Source organism: Salinarchaeum laminariae (assembly GCF_023204835.1).
In the GTDB taxonomy this organism is placed as follows: Archaea; Halobacteriota; Halobacteria; order Halobacteriales; family Salinarchaeaceae; genus Salinarchaeum; species Salinarchaeum laminariae.
Window position 1 is genome coordinate 2,298,311 of the sequence record NZ_CP096270.1, and the last position, 16,727, is coordinate 2,315,037.

General features: G+C 64.8%; 15 protein-coding genes and 1 pseudogene. 8 read left to right on the forward strand and 8 right to left on the reverse strand.

The window, feature by feature from the left end:
* Positions 1-199: 199 nt before the first annotated feature.
* Positions 200-1,531 carry an isochorismate synthase gene (locus MXF70_RS10805; protein WP_248515645.1) on the forward strand — a complete coding sequence of 444 codons (1,332 nt, stop codon included), beginning with the start codon at positions 200-202 and terminating at the stop codon, positions 1,529-1,531.
* The gene (menD, locus tag MXF70_RS10810; RefSeq protein ID WP_248515646.1) at positions 1,528-3,423 is read left to right on the forward strand and encodes a 2-succinyl-5-enolpyruvyl-6-hydroxy-3-cyclohexene-1-carboxylic-acid synthase; all 1,896 of its coding nucleotides are present in this window, start codon (positions 1,528-1,530) and stop codon (positions 3,421-3,423) included. The genes MXF70_RS10805 and menD overlap by 4 nt, the downstream gene beginning before the upstream one ends.
* A 25-nt stretch (positions 3,424-3,448) precedes the next feature.
* Here menD and MXF70_RS10815 read toward each other — a convergent pair whose 3' ends face one another.
* The gene (locus MXF70_RS10815) at positions 3,449-4,396 is read right to left on the reverse strand and encodes a J domain-containing protein (protein WP_248515647.1); all 948 of its coding nucleotides are present in this window, start codon (positions 4,394-4,396) and stop codon (positions 3,449-3,451) included.
* Positions 4,397-4,566: 170 nt separating this feature from the next.
* Between MXF70_RS10815 and MXF70_RS10820 the strand changes: the two genes are divergently transcribed.
* On the forward strand, positions 4,567-5,484 hold the full coding sequence (locus MXF70_RS10820; RefSeq protein WP_248515648.1) for a 1,4-dihydroxy-2-naphthoyl-CoA synthase: 918 nt from the start codon (positions 4,567-4,569) through the stop codon (positions 5,482-5,484).
* A gap of 16 nt (positions 5,485-5,500) precedes the next feature.
* Here the strand turns inward: MXF70_RS10820 and MXF70_RS10825 are convergent, their stop codons facing one another.
* On the reverse strand, positions 5,501-5,800 hold the full coding sequence (locus MXF70_RS10825; protein WP_248515649.1) for a hypothetical protein: 300 nt from the start codon (positions 5,798-5,800) through the stop codon (positions 5,501-5,503).
* Positions 5,801-5,881: 81 nt separating this feature from the next.
* Here MXF70_RS10825 and MXF70_RS10830 point away from each other — a divergent pair, with 81 nt between their 5' ends.
* Positions 5,882-6,811 carry a 1,4-dihydroxy-2-naphthoate polyprenyltransferase gene (locus MXF70_RS10830; protein ID WP_248515650.1) on the forward strand — a complete coding sequence of 310 codons (930 nt, stop codon included), beginning with the start codon at positions 5,882-5,884 and terminating at the stop codon, positions 6,809-6,811.
* A 20-nt stretch (positions 6,812-6,831) separates the two neighbouring features.
* Positions 6,832-7,872: a mandelate racemase/muconate lactonizing enzyme family protein gene (locus MXF70_RS10835; RefSeq protein WP_248515651.1), complete on the forward strand. Its 1,041-nt coding sequence runs from the start codon at positions 6,832-6,834 to the stop codon at positions 7,870-7,872.
* Positions 7,873-7,983: 111 nt separating this feature from the next.
* Here the strand turns inward: MXF70_RS10835 and MXF70_RS10840 are convergent, their stop codons facing one another.
* From MXF70_RS10840 to MXF70_RS10850, 3 genes are all read right to left on the reverse strand, one after another.
* Positions 7,984-8,565: a HalX domain-containing protein gene (locus MXF70_RS10840; protein ID WP_248515652.1), complete on the reverse strand. Its 582-nt coding sequence runs from the start codon at positions 8,563-8,565 to the stop codon at positions 7,984-7,986.
* 137 nt (positions 8,566-8,702) lie between these two features.
* Positions 8,703-9,443, reverse strand: a complete 741-nt coding sequence (locus tag MXF70_RS10845; RefSeq protein WP_248515653.1) for a DICT sensory domain-containing protein — start codon at positions 9,441-9,443, stop codon at positions 8,703-8,705.
* Between the two features lie 141 nt (positions 9,444-9,584).
* Entirely contained in the window at positions 9,585-11,570 is a 1,986-nt protein-coding gene (locus MXF70_RS10850; RefSeq protein ID WP_248515654.1) for a 3-hydroxyacyl-CoA dehydrogenase/enoyl-CoA hydratase family protein, read from the reverse strand.
* Positions 11,571-11,684: 114 nt separating this feature from the next.
* On the opposite strand from MXF70_RS10850, the gene MXF70_RS10855 reads away from it, so the two are divergent.
* Positions 11,685-12,836, forward strand: a complete 1,152-nt coding sequence (locus tag MXF70_RS10855; RefSeq protein ID WP_248515655.1) for an acyl-CoA dehydrogenase family protein — start codon at positions 11,685-11,687, stop codon at positions 12,834-12,836.
* Between the two features lie 233 nt (positions 12,837-13,069).
* A pseudogene (locus MXF70_RS10860) lies at positions 13,070-13,405 on the forward strand (DUF6176 family protein).
* A 39-nt stretch (positions 13,406-13,444) separates the two neighbouring features.
* Here MXF70_RS10860 and MXF70_RS10865 read toward each other — a convergent pair.
* A complete protein-coding gene (locus MXF70_RS10865; RefSeq protein WP_248515656.1) occupies positions 13,445-13,915 on the reverse strand; it encodes a carotenoid biosynthesis protein in 471 nt (156 codons plus the stop codon).
* 70 nt (positions 13,916-13,985) lie between these two features.
* Positions 13,986-15,275, reverse strand: a complete 1,290-nt coding sequence (locus MXF70_RS10870; RefSeq protein ID WP_248515657.1) for an aminotransferase class V-fold PLP-dependent enzyme — start codon at positions 15,273-15,275, stop codon at positions 13,986-13,988.
* 155 nt (positions 15,276-15,430) lie between these two features.
* Here MXF70_RS10870 and MXF70_RS10875 point away from each other — a divergent pair, with 155 nt between their 5' ends.
* A complete protein-coding gene (locus MXF70_RS10875) occupies positions 15,431-15,862 on the forward strand; it encodes a hypothetical protein (protein ID WP_248515658.1) in 432 nt (143 codons plus the stop codon).
* A 444-nt stretch (positions 15,863-16,306) separates the two neighbouring features.
* Here MXF70_RS10875 and MXF70_RS10880 read toward each other — a convergent pair whose 3' ends face one another.
* Positions 16,307-16,564 (reverse strand): cytochrome C oxidase subunit IV family protein, encoded by a 258-nt coding sequence (locus tag MXF70_RS10880; RefSeq protein WP_248515659.1) that lies wholly within the window; start codon positions 16,562-16,564, stop codon positions 16,307-16,309.
* Positions 16,565-16,727 lie beyond the last annotated feature (163 nt).

Sequence of the window (16,727 nt, forward strand, 5' to 3'; positions counted from 1 at the left end):
CGGTTCGGCAGAGGGGTATTTAACTTTGACGGGGCGGCCCACGACGAGCGCACTCCTGGAATCGGCCGATGGGAATGGGACGTTGGTGGACAGCCTGGGACGTGATCGTGCCTCCCTGTACGAGAGCGGCGATTCACCGTCGCCGACCGATTCGCCGAATGGGATAGCCTGAAGGGACAGCGGCCCCGACTCACCGTCAATGGACGGGACCGGAGCCGTGTCGGTCGTCGCGGGGGATGGCGCTCTCGTCTCGCACACGCGGACGATACCGGACGTCTCCCTCCGGGCGGTACTCGAGACGTTCGGTCCCCCGACGGCGTGCTGGCGCGCACCCGAGGACCCCTCGCTGGTGGGGTGTGGCGCCGCTGCGACACTCACGGCGAGCGGGTCGGACCGCTTCGAGTCGATCCAATCACAGGCCGACGAGCTCTTCGGGACGTTCGAAGAGAGCACGCCTCGCGCTGCACGGCCGCGTCTGTTCGGCGGGTTCGCCTTCCACGGCGACCACGAGCCGGGCCACCCGTGGACCGGCTTCCCCGGCGCCTACTTCGTATTGCCCGAGATTCAGGTCGTCCGCGACGGAGACGAGACCCGACTGACCGTCACACTCACCGACGCCGAGGCGGGCGCCGCAAGTGCACGGGCCGACGACGTTGCCGACGAGCTGGTTGATCTCCCTGACCCCGGCCCTCCCGCTGCGCCGCCGGGGTTCGAACAACGCAGTCGGGACCCCTCACAGGACGAGTGGCGAGAGCAGCTCCGTACCGCGATCGAACGGATCGACGCCGGCTCGCTCCGAAAGGTCGTACTCGCCCAATCCACGGAGCTGGCGCTCAACGGGTCGCTCTCGCCCTCGGACGCGCTCGAACGACTCGCCGGCACCTACCCCGACTGCACGCGCTATTTGCTCAGTCCGACCACCGACGCGACGCTCTTTGGTGCGACCCCCGAACGACTCGTCTCCCTCTCGGGTCGTTCGGTGGAGACGCGAGCACTCGCGGGATCGACTGGCCGCGGCGACACCGAGGAAGAAGATGAGTGGCTTGCCCAGGAGCTCCAGGAGAGCCGGAAAGACGCTCACGAACACGAACTGGTCGTCGAGGCGATCCGGGAGCAGCTCTCGCCGCTCGCGGCATCCGTCAGGACTGGACAGCGCCAGATCCGGACGCTCGCGACGGTCCAGCACCTCGAGACGCCGATCTCAGCGGAGCTCTCCGACGCCGAGCACGTTCTCTCACTCGTCGAGGCGCTCCATCCGACGCCCGCAGTCGGCGGTCTCCCACCCGAGGCCGCTCTTGAGACGATCCGATCGACGGAGGCGTTCGATCGGGGTTGGTACGCCGCACCAGTCGGCTGGTTCGACGCCGCCGGTGACGGGACGTTCGAGGTCGCGATCCGCTCTGCGATCGCGAACGGTGACTCGGCGACGCTTTTCGCCGGCGCCGGCATCGTCGCGGACAGCGAGCCCGACCGCGAGTGGGACGAGGTACAGCTCAAGTACGGTCCGATGCTGGAGGCGCTCTCGGAATGACCGCGCCCAACCGGAACACACTCTGGGCCGAGATCCTCGTCGACGAGCTCGTCGCGAATGGTCTCGACGCTGTTTGCATCGCTCCGGGGAGCCGATCCACGCCGCTGACAGTAGCGGCGTACGATCACGACGAGCTGACCGTCTTTTCCCACCTCGACGAACGCTCCGCGAGCTACTTCGCGCTTGGCCGCGCTCGCCGAACCGGTCGCCCGCTCGGACTGATCTGCACGTCTGGTACCGCAGCGGCGAACTTCCACCCCGCAGTGATCGAGGCGAGCCAGGCCCGCGTTCCGCTCGTCCTGCTGACGGCGGATCGCCCCCCGGAGCTGCGCGACAGCGGTGCGAACCAGACCGTCGATCAGACGAAGCTCTACGGGGACGCAGTCCGATGGTTTCGCGAACTCCCGGAGCCCGAACCGACGGATCGGAAACTCCGACGGCTGCGCGTCGACGCCGCGCGTGCAGTTGCAAGCGCCAGCGGGTCGCCCGCTGGCCCGGTTCACCTGAACGTCCCGTTCCGCAAACCCCTCGAACCAATCGAGGTCGAGGGCGACGATCCCAAGGATCCAGACGGTCTGGGCGTCAGCGGCCGCGACGGACCGTTCGTGGACACGGACGACGGGTCACACCGTCCGTCACAGGACCGCATCGACGCACTCGCTGACAGAATTGCCGAATCGGATCGTGTCCTGTTCGTCGCAGGGCCTGCCGACCCGGTCGTCGAAGGCGCGGGCGGGCAGCGGAGTGCGGGCGGGCAGCAGAGTTCGGACGGGACGCGGAGCGTGAACGCCGGGGAACACCACACCGGAATTTCGAGTGGCAACTCCATCCGATCGGCGGCCGCAGCGGCAGGCGCACCGGTGCTCGCGGATCCACTCTCGGGGGCGCGGTTCGGTCCCGGTCCAGAATCGGCTGCCAGCGACGAACCTGCGCTCGTCTGTGGCGGCTACGACGCCTACGTGGGTTCGGATGCGGTCGCGGAGTGGCCCGAGCCGTCAGTCGTCGTTCGGACGGGGGCTTCCCCAACGTCGAAGGCCCTCAGAACGTATCTCGGGGAGACGGACGCCTACCAGGTGCTGATCGATCCCGCGGGCGAGTGGCGCGAAGCGACGTTCTCCGCGTCTGCGGTGCTGCGCGCGGATCCACCGCTGGCATTCGACGCACTCGAGGCATCGCTCCGGGATCGCGGCGTCGATCCCACTGGCTCTGGACGCGTGCGGTACCGCGAGCGGTTCGCGGCCGCGGAGTCGGAACACTGGTCGGTGCTCGCGGACGCTCGGGACGACGAACCGTTCGAAGGCGCTGTCGTGCCTGCCGTCCTCGACTCGCTTCCACAGGAGGCGACCGTTTTCGCGTCGAACAGCATGCCCGTGCGGGATCTCGACCGGTTCGGTGCGCCCGACGACCGGCGAATCGGCGCGCTCGCGAACCGCGGAGCGAGTGGCATCGACGGTATCGTCTCGTCGGCACTGGGCGCTGCCAGCGGCGGTGCGGAACCCCTCGTCGGCATCCTCGGCGATCTGGCCTTCTATCACGACATGAACGGACTGCTGGCTGCGGGCCGATGCGACCTCGACGCGACGCTCGTCGTCGTCAACAACGACGGCGGCGGCATCTTCCACGCGCTGCCGATCGAGTCGTTCGAGCCGCCGTTCACTGAGGCGTTCAAGACGCCTCACGGTCTGGAGTTCGAGCCGACGGCCGAGCTCTACGATCTCGGGTACGAACGCGTGAAGTCACTCGACGCACTCCAGACGGCATGCTCGTCGTCGATCGGACGCGACGGAGTCGACGTGATCGAGCTTCGCTTCGACGCCGCGTCCAGCCATCGTACGCGCGAATCTCTCGCCGCAGAACTCGATTCGATCCTCGCGGAGTCGGCGAGACCGTGAGAAGGGTACCGACCGCGATGTGGAGTTACCGCACCAGCACCATCGCGACGGCAACCGAGTAGCCGAGCGGGAGCCAGACGCCAGCGAGCAGTACGATACCGACGACGGAGAGTGGTGACACTTCGAGCCCGACGAGCACCGCGGGGAGCAGGATGCTCCAGGTGCCGAACACCGGGATGCCGAAGGCCGGTCGCGGAAGCAAGAATGCGACGAGTGCGATCGCACAGAGACCGATCGCGGCGCGCGCGACGACCGGAAATGCCGGCATTGCCGTCAGTCCGAGCAGCAGTGGATAGAGCATGATCGAGGACGCGAGCAGGACCACGTCGTCCTGGGTCCAGTTCGGTCGGGGGATACCTGTGGTCCGCTCCTCTGGGCCCCACTCGTGAACAGTGTGACTGGCAGACTGATCGTTCGCGGTGCCCCACCCGTCGGTCGCCGTTCGTTCCGCACCCAGGCCACCACCGTCTGGCGAACTATCGTCCCGGCCGCCCACGCTCCCCACGGTCTCTCGCGGATTGCTGCCACGTGAACCATCTCCGGACTCCGTATCGAAGGGATCGTCGAACGGATCGTCGTCGCCATTGCCCCCACCGAACCACTCCGTACGATCCCGTCGTCGAGCCTGCCTTTCGCGCTCGCGCCAGCCTGCGCTCCGGCCACCGCCTGCGTCGTGGTCACCCTCGGCCGCCCGGGCTGCGGCCCACCGCACCTCGTCCCCAGTCGGTTGGTTGGACTCTGGTTCGTCGCCGTTCACGTACGCGTCGTGTCCGAGTCTGTCGTACGTCGCTCGTTCGTCGGGATCGGTGAGTACGATCTCGGCGCGTTTGACTCGCTTGAACCGCTCCCCTGCGTCGGGGTGATCGGAGACGTCCGGGTGGTACTCCTTGACCTTCTCGCGGTAGGCGTCCCGGATCGTCTCTTGGTCGGCGTCGGGGTCGACCTCGAGCAGATCGTAGTACGTGGTTGGCATGTGGAGGGCTCGAATCGTCCGATCAATCACCCTCCAGTACCAAAAAGGACACCGCCAGACGGATCGCTCTCCCTTCCCGATTTTCGTTCGACCGTTCCCAGTACGCAGAGCATGCAGGATTGTCCCCTCGTCGGGAAAGTGCTTTCAGGAGGCCGAACCCACCGATGACCATGACCTCCGCGATCATGGACGAGGCTCGCTGGGAGCCCGTGGACGCAGTCGAGTTCGAGGACGTGACCTATCACCGCGCCGTGGACATCGGCGCGGTTCGAATCGCGTTCGATCGGCCCGACGTCCGGAACGCGTTCCGCCCGCGAACGGTCGACGAGCTCTCGGCCGCGCTCGACCACGCGAAGCGCCAGACGGACGTCGGCTGCGTCCTGTTGACCGGGAACGGTCCGTCCTCGAAAGACGGCGGCTGGGCCTTCTCCTCGGGTGGCGACCAGCGAATCCGCGGCGCGGACGGCTACGAGTATCGCGGGGACGACGAGGACGACGAGGGGAGTGATGATACCGCTGGCTCTGAATCCGACGTCGGCCGGCTCCACATTCTGGAGGTACAGCGCCAGATCCGACACATTCCCAAGCCCGTCGTCGCCGTCGTTCCGGGCTGGGCCGTCGGCGGCGGCCACTCGCTCCACGTCGTCTGCGATCTCACGATCGCCAGCGAGGAGCACGCGGCGTTCAAGCAGACCGATCCCGACGTGGCGAGCTTCGACGGCGGATTCGGCTCCGCGTATCTCGCCAGACAGATCGGACAGAAGAAGGCCCGTGAGGTGTTCTTCCTTGGGAAGGCCTACGACGCCGACGAGGCCGCCGACATGGGGATGGTCAACGAAGTCGTCCCCCACGAAGACCTCGAAGAGCGCGCGCTCGAGTGGGCCGAGGAGATGACCTCGAAGAGTCCGACCGCGATGCGGATGCTCAAGTACGCGTTCAATCTCGACTCGGACGGGCTCGTCGGCCAGCAGGTGTTCGCCGGCGAGGCGACGCGGCTGGGCTACATGACCGACGAGGCAGCGGAAGGGCGCGACGCGTTCGTCGAGGGGCGCGAGCCAGATTTCGACGACTACCCCTGGCGGTACTGACTACCGAACAGTTCTCTCAGCCGTCCTGCGCGAACTCCTGTGGGTCGTCCGTACCCTCGATTTCGGCGGCCTGCCGCTGAATCTCACGGAGCGCCTGCTCCTGTTCGCCTCGCGAGTGGCCACCCGATTCCACGTACTTTCCATCGTACTCTCGGGATGGAATGATGTCCCAGACGTCGTTCGAGTCCGTGTCCGCGTCAGTTCGCTCCTCTGGATCCGCCGCTTCGCAGTCAGCAGGTGATTCGTTCTTCCCAGGGCTCTCGGAGTCAGTGGCCTCACTGGCGTCCCAGAGACGGCTGAGTAACGGTCGGGCCATTGCACGAGCTTCGTGTTCTCGTATCAAAGAACCGTCGCCGAGATGCCAAGGTTAAGGCCGACCGGCTCCCGAGAACGGGTAATGAGCGGCGAGCCATCCCGTGCTCGGGCCTGGGTGTTGGCCACGCGACCACAGACGCTTCCAGCTGGTGCGGCACCGGTGATCGTCGGGACGGCCGTCGCGGTACACGAAGGAGTGTTCGCTCCGTTACCCGCGCTCGCAGCGCTGGTCGGGGCCCTCCTCATCCAGATCGGTACGAACTTCGCGAACGACTACTACGATGCGGTCAGCGGTGTCGACTCCGCCGATCGTGAGGGGTTCACCCGCGCGACGAACGCCGGACTCATCCCACCTGAACAGGTGAAGATAGCGGCCTTTGGCACGTTCGGCCTCGCAATTGTGCTGGGGATCTACCTCGTCTACGTCGGTGGGCTGCCGATCGTCGTGATCGGGCTCGCGAGCGTGGTGAGCGGCTACGCCTACGCTGGCGGACCGGCGCTCGGGTCGAAAGGGCTCGGTGATCTCTTCGTGTTCGTCTTCTTCGGCGTGGTCGCAGTGACCGGAACGACCTACGTGCAGGCAGCTGCAACGCTCGCGAACCCACCGATCGTATCGCCGCCTGGTGGGGCGATCCTTCCCGAAGCGGTCGTCGCGAGTCTCGCGATGGCGGGACTCTCGACGACGATTCTGGTGATCAACAACGTTCGTGATCTGGAGACCGACCGGGAAGCTGGCAAGCGAACGCTGGCCGTGATGATCGGCTACCGCTGGAGTCGCGTCGAGTTTTTCGCGATGATGGCTCTCGCGTACCTCGTACCGCCAGTGCTCTGGCTGGGTTTTGGCTATCCGATCGGTGTGCTCGTTCCGCTCGTCACCCTTCCGCTGGGCGTTGCACTGACACAGATCGTCCGGACGAGAACGGACGGCGAGGCGCTCAATCCCGCGCTGGAGCGCACCGGCCAGCTCCTGTTCGTCTACGCCGTCACGTTCGCGTTCGGGGTGGTGGTGTGACTCTCTCGGAGGTGAACTGAGTGGAGCTCGATCTCCAGCGGTTCGACCTCGACCTCGTCGACCCGCTCCGGACGGCCGACGGCGTAATCGAGTCCCGATCGGGATTCCTCGTGCGCCTCCGGACGGAGAATCGCCGCGGTCTCGGGGAGGCGACGCCGCTACCGGGCTGGACTGAATCCCTCGAGGAATGTACGGAGGCCCTCGACCGGGCACAGGACCTGATCGGCCTCCGTGGCCCCGATCCGACGCTCGCGGAGATCGCAGACGCGCCAGCAGCCCGCCACGGGCTCGCGCTCGCGCTCGCCGACCTTCGAGCCAGACGTCTCGACGTGCCGCTCGTTCGACAGCTGGGCGGCGGCTCTCGTTCGCGATCTCGACGACTTCGCGTGAACGCAACGATCGGCGATGGATCAATTGCGGAGACGGTCGAGGCCGCGGAGCGAGCAGTTGCGGCTGGGTTCGACTGCCTGAAGATCAAGATCGGTGCGCAATCACTCGAGGCCGATCTCGACCGCATCGGCGCGGTTCGGAACGCCGTCGGACCGGGTCCGCAGCTCCGCGCCGACGCCAACGAGGCCTGGGATCGATCGACTGCGGAGGCGGCACTGGATGGACTCGCCGAGTTCGACGTGTCCTACGTGGAGCAGCCACTCGCTGCTGGTGATCTCGTCGGCCACGCGAAGCTGCGCGGCGGTGCCGTCGACGTCGCGCTCGACGAATCGGTTGCGACGGCCGATCTCGATCGGTTGCTGGACGTCGAGGCAGCCGACGTGATCGTGTGCAAGCCCATGGTCCTCGGCGGGCCGGACAAGACCGTGGGGCTCGCACGTCGCGTTCGAAAGCAGGGCGTTCAGCCAGTGATCTCGACGACTGTCGACGCGGTCGTCGGACGGCTCGGTGCGGTACACGTCGCCGGTGCGCTGGCGCCGATCGGTGCCTGCGGACTCGCGACGGGGGATCGGTTCGCGGAGGATCTCGGCCCGGATCCTGCGCCGGTGATCGACGGGACGATCGCTATTCCACGCGGCGCCGGAACGGGGTTGCAACTCGCGGAAGAGTGAGCGCTGACGCCGGTGCGAACGTAGCGATCCGCGGTCCGATGCTCGGCGGCGACGCGTCTCGTCGCCGTGATTTCACCGATGAACACTCCGCCTCAGAGAACTATCGGCGTCTCATGCGTCGTCGCTGCCCGGAAGATCCTGAAAGGCCCCGACGAAGTCGTCGTGGTTCGAGAGCTGTCCGACAGAGTGGTCGACTGACTCTTCGAGTTCGTCGACGCGTTCGGCGAGCTCCTGGTACTCCTCGTTGTCCTCCAGTTCTCGTTCGGACTTCTCGGATTCGAGGAGAGACTTCTTCGAGACGAGTGAGTAGAACTCCTGAATGTCTGCCTCGTAGGTGGATCGCGTTTGAATACGGTCGATGATGTCGAGCAGATCGTCCTTGGAGACGGGTTTGACGAGGTAGTCGTCGAACCCCATCTCGATGATGTCGAAATCGGGGTCGACGGCAGTTACCATCACGACTCGGCAGTCGTACCCCTCCTCGCGGATCTGTTCGAGCACCTCGTCGCCGGAGAGCCCGGGCATCCGTCGGTCGAGGAGAACGATCTCGACGGACTCGCCCATCTTCTCCAGCGCCGTCTCGCCGTCGTAGGCGGTCTCGACGTTCCAGTCTGCCTGCAGCCACGCGGCAAAGAGATCTGCGAGCCGCGATTCGTCGTCCACGACCAGGATCTCGGGTGCGTCTTCAGACATGTGATTCCGGGGGGTCCCTACCCGAGGTTTGACGTACTCTCTCATAAAGCCGGTGGCCTAACGTTGATCGGATGGGCTCGACTGTGATTCCTCCGCCCCGCTGAGAGTACTATGGCCCCGTGTGTGGCGGACGAGACTCACTCGTTCGTGCCGTATCGGTCGCGGAGATGCGTCAGAATCCAGTCGACGACGTCCGGGTCGTACGTCCAGCAGCCGTAGAACCCGTCAGATCGCTCCTCGGCGAGGAGCGCGCACTTCTGACTGGGCTCTCCGCCACCGTCGTACGCGACGAACCAGTGCACCGCGATTTCCTCGGCGTCGGTGGTCCGGACGACGAGATTCGGTAGCTCGAACGGCGCGTCTGCAGGTGTGGCGTACGCAGTGACGGACAGGCCTCGATTTACCAGCTGTTCGTAGGGTTCTCGTTGCAGTTCCAGCCGGTCGACGGTCTGAAACCCCGCGTGTAATTCGCCGTGGCCGACCCGAAATGCGCGATCCTCTATTTCTCTGGTGGCCTCGAGCATCCGTGACCGGTCGTAGGAGGTAAACGTCGTCTCCTGGAGGTGACGAAGGACGTCCGCGTACGGTTCGGTATCGAAGCCCAGCTTCCCCGACGCCGTATCACTTGCCTGGAGCATCGACTCGAGGGATTCGACGTCGATCGTCGCGAGCACCACGCCGTCCATTGCGAGAACGGCGAAATCCCTGGGCCGTCCCGACTCCGTGGTCTCGGATCGGACCTCGACGTTGCGATCGATCAGCGTCGTCCGGAGATCGTCGACGACGCCGGACGCGTCGGCCTCGCCGTCGTTCGGATTGAACACCGTCAGCGTTCGCTCGCTCCGCTCGACCGACGCAATCACGGCCTCGAGCGACATGCAGCTGACCTACGACCCCTCCAGACAAAAAGTGTGCGTGGATCGACGCACGGAATGGGGCCGATCTACGGACGCGTGTACATCGACTGCGAACGGTACAGACGACTGCCATCGGTACCGGTGCCGACCGGTCGCGCAGGCCTATTTGCCTTCGAACTCCGGATCCTCGTCGCCCATGAACGCCGTGACGCCCTCCATGAGGTCGTCGGTGTTCATCAGCTGACCGAACGCCTGGGATTCGATCTCCAGCCCTGCTTCCGTCGACTCGCGGCCCTTCTTCATGGCGCGCTTGGTGTAGCGCTGTGCGACCGGCGGACCGGCAGCGAGATCTGCGGCGTACTCCTGTGCGACCTCGTCGAATCCGTCGACCTCGTGGATCTCGTTGACGAAGCCGTAGTCGGCCATAGCTTCGGGCTCGTACTGGTCCGCGGTGAGGATGATCTCCTTGGCGCGTCCCATGCCGACGATCTGTTGGAGCCGCTGGGTACCGCCCCAGCCGGGTAGCAGCCCCAGGTCAAGCTCGGGCTGACCCAGCGTCGATCGCTCCGTCGCGAGGCGGATGTCCGCACACGTTGCAAGCTCCATTCCGCCGCCGAGACAGAACCCGTCGATGGCGGCAACGACCGGCATGTCACAGTCGGCCAGCTTGCCGAACGTCGATTGCCCCTTCCGCGAGAGCTCGACGGCGTCGAGTGGGTTCGCGCCCGCCGCCATGCTCTGGACGTCGGCGCCGGCGGAGAACGCGCGATCGCCAGCACCCCGTAGCAGGATGGCTCGGACGTCTTCGTCGTCCTCGAGGAGGTCGATCGCGACGCCGAGTTCGTCGAGCACCTCCGTGCTGATGGTGTTCATGCGGTGTGGCCGGTCGATGACGATTTTGCCGACCATGTCGCCGGGATACTCGACGCTGATCGTCTCGAAATCGGGTGCGTCGGCTTCGTCGTCCGTCGTGCCGCCGTCCTCTGCCGCGTGGAACCCGCCTGCCTCTGCGGCCTCCTCGAAGTACGGTGCGGGCTCGTAGCGCGGGTGGCCGGTCTCGTCGTATGCCGTCTCCAGCGTCGCCAGGAGGTCGTCGAGGCCGTGCTCGTCGGCCAGCTTGGCGGGGCCGTCCGGGAAGCCAGCACCGAGCTTGACGGCGCGGTCGATCGCGTCCGGGCCCGCGACGTCGTTGCCGACCAGGAACGCGATCTGGTTGGCCATGCAGGCCAGGAGTCGGGAGGCGACGAGATCGCTCTGCGCGTCCGTGGGGATGTCGACGCCGCCGTTCTCGTAGTCGTAGAACCCCTTGCCGGTCTTCTGGCCGAGCTCCTCGGCCTCGACCTTCTCCGCGATCAGCGGTGCGACCTCGTAGGCGTCACCGAGTTCCTCCTCCATGTATTCCAGAACGTGGTAGGAGACGTCGATGCCGGTGAGGTCGGCCAGCTCGAAGCTTCCCATCGGCAGGCCCATTCCGAACTTCGTCGTGGAGTCGACCTCCGCGATCGTCGCCTCGTCGTCGGAGACCAGCCACGCAGCCTCGTTCATCAGCGGGACGAGTACGCGGTTGACGACGAAGCCTGGCGAGTCCTTGTGCACGCGGACCGGTGACTTGTCGAAGTCTTCCGCCAGTGCCTCGATGGTTTCCAGGGTCTCCTCGCTGGAGTGGGCACCGGAGATGACCTCGACGAGGTCCATTCGCACTGGTGGATTGAAGAAGTGCATCCCGCAGAACTGCTCGGGACGCTCCGTGAACTCCGAGAGTGCGGTGATCGAGAGTGAGGACGTGTTGCTGGCGAAGATGGCGTGATCGGGCGCGTACTCGTCGATCTCCTCGTAGGTGTCTCGCTTGATGTCCATAACCTCCGGCACGGCTTCGATGACGACGTCTGCCTCCTCGACGGCCTCCTCGAGGTCGACGATCGGCGTGACGCGTTCGATGGCGGCGTCCGCCTCGTCCTGGGAGATCCGGTCCTTCTCTGCGAGCTTGTTCAGCGACCACTCGATGTTTTCGTAGCCGTCCTGAACGAACTCCTCCTCGATGTCGCGCATCGTCACGTCGTAGCCAGCCATCGCGGCGACTTCCGCGATGCCGTGGCCCATATTTCCTGCACCGAGAACCGTGATGCGGTTGATTTCGTCGAACTCCATACCACTCCTTTTGCCACCCGGTCGTTTCAACGTTGCCCTCACGACGGTCTTGCAACGCCTCTGGAGTTTATAACTGAGTAAAAACGTCTTGGGGATGGCGCTCCTTGTCACCCTATGGACTTCGAACTGACCGAGGAGCAGGAAGCGATTCGCGACGAGGTACGCAAGTTCGCCGAGAACGAGATCGCGCCCGTGGCCACCGAACTGGACGAGGAGGAATCCTACCCCTACGACGTGATGGACGAGGCTGCGAAGATGGGGCTGACCGGCGCGCACATTCCCGTCGAGTACGGGGGCGCGGGCTACACGCCGTTCGAGATGGCACTGATTACAGAGGAGCTCTTCGCCGTCGACCCTGGGATCGGCCTCTGTATCACCAGCGCTGCCTTCGGGGCCGACTCGATCATGGCCAACGGCACGGAGGAGCAAAAGGAGAAGTATCTCGAGCCGATCGCGGCTGGCGACGCTGTGATGGGCGCAGCGATCAGCGAGCCCGACGTGGGTTCGGACGTTTCCTCGGTGTCCACCGCCGCGGAGAAGGACGGTGACGAGTGGGTGATCAACGGGAACAAGATGTGGATCACCAATGGGAGCGTCGGTGACTACTTCGTCGTCATGTGCAAGACCGACGACACCGACGACAGATACTCCGGATTCTCCCAGATTCTCGTCGAGTCCGATCGCGACGGGTTCACCGCCGAGAAAATCACCGGGAAGATGGGCATTCGCTCCTCCGACACGGCCGAACTCATCTTCGACGACGTACGCGTGCCCCAGGAGAACCTGATCGGTACCGAGGGCGCTGGCTTCCTCCAGCTCATGCAGTTCTTCGACGAGACGCGAACGATGGTCGCCGCTCAGGGCGTCGGTATCGCGAAGGGCGCCTGCGAGCGCGCGCTCGACTACGCCCAGGAGCGCGAGCAGTTCGACCGCCAGATCTCCGACTTCCAGGCCATCCAGCACAAGCTTTCCGAGATGCACACCCGGACGGAGGCCGCACGCCAGCTCACCTACAAGTCCGCGTGGAGCGTCGAGAACGAGGGCGAGCAGCTCACCGCGCTCGCTTCGATGGCCAAGGAGTTCGCCTCCGCGACCGCCGTGGACGTCGCCAACGAGGCGGTCCAGATTCACGGCGGCGCCGGGTTCGTCAACGACTTCGACGTCGAACGCCTCTATCGCGACGCGAAGATCACGCAGATCTACGAGGGGACGACGGAGATCCAGAAGAACATCATCGCGCGCGAACTGCTCGGAAAAGGCTTCTAAAGGACCTTTTTTCCGCTCGGGTTTCCTCGCTCGCTCCCTTCGGTCGCTCGCTGCGGGAACCCCTCGCGCAAAAAATCTCCACTAAAAAAGACCGCGCCTCGCTCCGCTCGGCGCGGGTGCTGCGATCGTCCGCCACAGCACCGCCTCCACCAGTTAGCGGTCACGAAGTCCTCGGATTCTCCTTCGGAGGCATACCGAAATCGGTTCCTGACTCGACTGCGGCGACATTCTCGATGGACGTCACGCTCGCCCGCGCCTCGATCGAACCCGGGAAGGCCGACCGACTCCGCGAGTGGTACGCGGAACTGCACGACCGCGAGGACGAAGTCGTCGAGATGCTCCAGCACGAGGGCGTCTAGACAGAAACAGCATTCATCCGCGAAAGCGACGGCGTGGAGTATCTCTACGTCTACATGGAGACGAAAGACGTGGAGGCTGCGTCGGCCGCTGGCGACGAGGAAGTCTTCGAAATCGACGAGGAGCATCACGAGGTCCTCAATACTTGCCTTGTAGGGGAGTGGGAGGCACTCGAGACGATCGGCCACTATCCGAATCCTGGACTGCGGTGAGCGGTCGTCGCATCGAGGATCTGCCTGGGAATGTCCGAGCTAGAGGAACTGCACGACGAGGGAAGCAGTTACTCCACTGATCGCGAACCAGCCTGCGTAGTTCCACCACGGTACCTCGCCGTGCTGTGGCCCCGGCAGGTCGTCGGTGTACGTCCAGTATCCGTCCTCGACGCTGCGATTGTCTGCGAGCACGTCGTAGCCCGTCGCGAGCGCAGCCGCGATCGGGACGACCATCCAGCCATCGGTGATGACGAGTGCGACCCTGACGGCGACGTAGATAATGGCCGTCCAACCTGGCAGGACGTACAGCGGCACGCCGGCTACTTTCGGACCCACGTGGTGCTCGAGCCACCCAATATTCACGACGATCACCTCGCCGACGAAGGCGAGGACGGCACCACCGACGAAGAGCGCAACGGCGCCCTCCAGCGACCAGGTCAAGAGCGCGTGGGCGTATGCGGCGACTCCCAGCATGACCGTCGTCGCGGCGAACGTACGACTGCTCGTCATGCCTGCTTCGTCACGCCGCGAGACGAAAAGGTTCGGTCTCGATCGAAAGTAGACCAGGTAGACAGCCCAATCAGGCGAACAGCTGCCGAGCGTCGTCGATCGCGTCGATCAGCGCGTCGACCTCTTCACGGGTGTTGTAGACGTAGAACGACGCTCGCGCAGAGGCGGTGATACCCATCTTTTGGTGGAGGGGCTGCGTGCAGTGGTGTCCGGCGCGGATCGCGACGGCGTGGTCGTTCATGATCGAGGCGACGTCGTGGGCGTGGATACCGTCGAGTTCGAAGGCGACGAGGCCGGCGCGGTCGGGACCGGGCTCGGGCCCGAAGATCTCGATGTCGTCGAACTCCGAGAGACGGTCGTAGGCGTACTCGGCGATCAGCTCCTCGTGCTCGCGGACGTTCTCCATCCCGAGGTCGTCGAGGTAGTCGATCGCGGCGTCGAGGCCGATGCCCTGGGCAATTCGTGGCGTTCCGGCCTCGAACTTCCAGGGGAGTTCGTTCCAGCTTGCGTCTTCGTAGGTGACCTTCGTGATCATGTCACCGCCGTAGAGGAACGGGTCCATCTCCTCGAGGATGTGCTTCTTGCCATAGAGAGCGCCGATGCCGGTCGGGCCGAGCATCTTGTGACCGGAGAACGCGTAGAAGTCCGCGTCGATCGCCTCGACGTCGACGGGACGCGTGGGGACTGCCTGCGCGCCGTCGACGAAGATGAATGCGTCCTGCTCGTGTGCCATGTCTGCGAGCGTCGAGACGGGGTTGATCGTCCCGAGCGTGTTCGAGACGTGGACGACAGAGACCATCGCGGTGTCGGGGCCGATCAGTTCGCGCGCGTGCTCCATGTCGAGACGACCGTCCTCACCGACGCGGATGTATCGCACCGTCGCCCCGGTTCGCTTTGCGATCTGCTGCCAGGTCACCAGCGAGGAGTGGTGTTCCATCTCCGAGAGCACGACCTCGTCGCCGGGACCGAGTTCGTTCAGTCCCCAGGCGTAGGCGACGAGATTCTCTGCCTCTGTGGTGTTCGACGTAAAGACGATCTCTTCGCGTTCGCCCGATGCGCCGATGAAATCCGCGACCCGATCGTGTGCGAGCTCGTACGCGACGGAGGCCTCCTGGCTGAGATGGTGGAGGCCGCGGTGAACGTTCGCGTTGTATCCGTAGTAGTACTCGGTGATGGCGTCGACGACCGCTTCGGGCTTTTGGGTCGTCGCCGCGTTGTCGAGATAGACGACTCGCTGGCCGTCGGGAACGTCCTGGCCGATCGTGCCGGGCGTGACCTCGCCGCCGACGCGTCGCTGAAGGATGGGGAAGTCCTCCCGGATCGCGGCGACGTCCAGGGGCTGCGATTCCTGCGTTGCCATTGCTCGTTTCGAAGGACTGTAGCGGGAACATTCTGTCGGTCCCGTGGTGATCTGCCCGTTCAGGGACGAAATCGGGCCCGATGGAACCGCCACACTGGGGGCTCGCCGCGGGCGATCCGGCAGGGTTTAATAGCGGTCGTCCACTCGCCTCGCACATGGTCGAGGCTTCACTCGCTGCGAGCGCGGTCCTCTCCGGACTGATCGTCCTGGGGATCCTCGCGGTGTTGACGCTGTCACGGCGCCGTCACCCGACGCTGCTCGGACAGGAGGCCGCTGGAAGCGGTTTCGTCTCCCAACGACAGCAGGCGAAACACTGGGCGTCGAGTACGGACGCGCTGTTCGTCTCCTTCGCGCTCCTGGCGGTCGGCGCCTTCGGTGGCGTCATCTTCTACCTGCAGGGGCACGCGTTCGCCGAACCGCAACTCCTGCTCTCGGTCCTTGCCGCAGGGATCGGCATCACGCTTGGCACCTACTCGATCGTCGAGAACGCAGGCTTCGGCAGTGCCGGGGCCACGTTCATCACGTCGCTCGTTCTCGGCATCATCGTCGTACTCGTTATCGCAGGCAACCTCATCACGGGCGCCTGATCGATCGCGACGTTTCCTTTCCCTCAGCTGACTGGGGCTGGCCCCCTTGGATCCAGCCTCCATTGCGTCCTCTGATACCCAGTCGTGTGGCCGTTCGCACTCACGAGGGGCTACCGATCCAACTCTCTGCTTGCTACTCACAGAGTTCACAGCCACCTGTTCGTCAGCGTCAGCACTGTGATTGACTCCCGCCTGCCAGAAACGGGTAGTCACTCGCGCCGGTCCTGCGCTGCAGTGTCAGATGGCTTCGATTTCGCTCTTCGAACACGGTATTTCTCGTCGATCGGGTGGAGTGGTTCCGCTGCCAGTGTGTGTCAGAGGTGGCACGACATCGGAGCCTCGATCGCTACCAGCCGATGTGGCGTCTGCTGCGTGGCGTTCCAAGAATGGTAGAGAGCTGGTGGCTGAGCAAAGACGCAGTGTTCGAAGAAACGTGACGCCCGATCAGAGGATCGAGAACGCGGCGGCGAAGGTGACCAGCAACACGCCAGCGACCCCCATGAGCATTACGTAGGTCAGGGAACGGGGCTCGAAACGGAGGTGCTGGTAGTAGCCAGCGATCACGATGGCCTCTGCGACGGCGGAAAGCATCGTGAGCGCGAGCGCTACGTCGTAGGAAAGGGTCTCGAAGAACACGATCTTCATCGATACGAGGGCGACCAGCAGGACGTACACCCCGGTATAGAAGCGGACGCTCGTCATCTACACTGAGATCCCCGCCGGCTGCACTTAACCCTTTACTTCGACGGCGGTGTCCAAGCGTGGCATCGCGTCGAAGTGCTGCGAATCGACCCCCAGATATTCGGCTACAGACCGCCCGGCCGCAGTAAAGAACGACAGCTAATTGCCGCTCCCACGGAAAGGT

What these genes read in the sequence shown, in the direction of transcription:
- MXF70_RS10805 (WP_248515645.1), top strand. Translation starts at nt 200, where the DNA reads ATGGACGGGACCGGAGCCGTGTCGGTCGTCGCGGGGGATGGCGCTCTC.
- menD (WP_248515646.1), top strand. Translation starts at nt 1,528, where the DNA reads ATGACCGCGCCCAACCGGAACACACTCTGGGCCGAGATCCTCGTCGAC.
- MXF70_RS10815 (WP_248515647.1), bottom strand. Translation starts at nt 4,396, where the DNA reads ATGCCAACCACGTACTACGATCTGCTCGAGGTCGACCCCGACGCCGAC.
- MXF70_RS10820 (WP_248515648.1), top strand. Translation starts at nt 4,567, where the DNA reads ATGACCTCCGCGATCATGGACGAGGCTCGCTGGGAGCCCGTGGACGCA.
- MXF70_RS10825 (WP_248515649.1), bottom strand. Translation starts at nt 5,800, where the DNA reads ATGGCCCGACCGTTACTCAGCCGTCTCTGGGACGCCAGTGAGGCCACT.
- MXF70_RS10830 (WP_248515650.1), top strand. Translation starts at nt 5,882, where the DNA reads ATGAGCGGCGAGCCATCCCGTGCTCGGGCCTGGGTGTTGGCCACGCGA.
- MXF70_RS10840 (WP_248515652.1), bottom strand. Translation starts at nt 8,565, where the DNA reads ATGTCTGAAGACGCACCCGAGATCCTGGTCGTGGACGACGAATCGCGG.
- MXF70_RS10845 (WP_248515653.1), bottom strand. Translation starts at nt 9,443, where the DNA reads ATGTCGCTCGAGGCCGTGATTGCGTCGGTCGAGCGGAGCGAGCGAACG.
- MXF70_RS10850 (WP_248515654.1), bottom strand. Translation starts at nt 11,570, where the DNA reads ATGGAGTTCGACGAAATCAACCGCATCACGGTTCTCGGTGCAGGAAAT.
- MXF70_RS10855 (WP_248515655.1), top strand. Translation starts at nt 11,685, where the DNA reads ATGGACTTCGAACTGACCGAGGAGCAGGAAGCGATTCGCGACGAGGTA.
- MXF70_RS10865 (WP_248515656.1), bottom strand. Translation starts at nt 13,915, where the DNA reads ATGACGAGCAGTCGTACGTTCGCCGCGACGACGGTCATGCTGGGAGTC.
- MXF70_RS10870 (WP_248515657.1), bottom strand. Translation starts at nt 15,275, where the DNA reads ATGGCAACGCAGGAATCGCAGCCCCTGGACGTCGCCGCGATCCGGGAG.
- MXF70_RS10875 (WP_248515658.1), top strand. Translation starts at nt 15,431, where the DNA reads ATGGTCGAGGCTTCACTCGCTGCGAGCGCGGTCCTCTCCGGACTGATC.
- MXF70_RS10880 (WP_248515659.1), bottom strand. Translation starts at nt 16,564, where the DNA reads ATGACGAGCGTCCGCTTCTATACCGGGGTGTACGTCCTGCTGGTCGCC.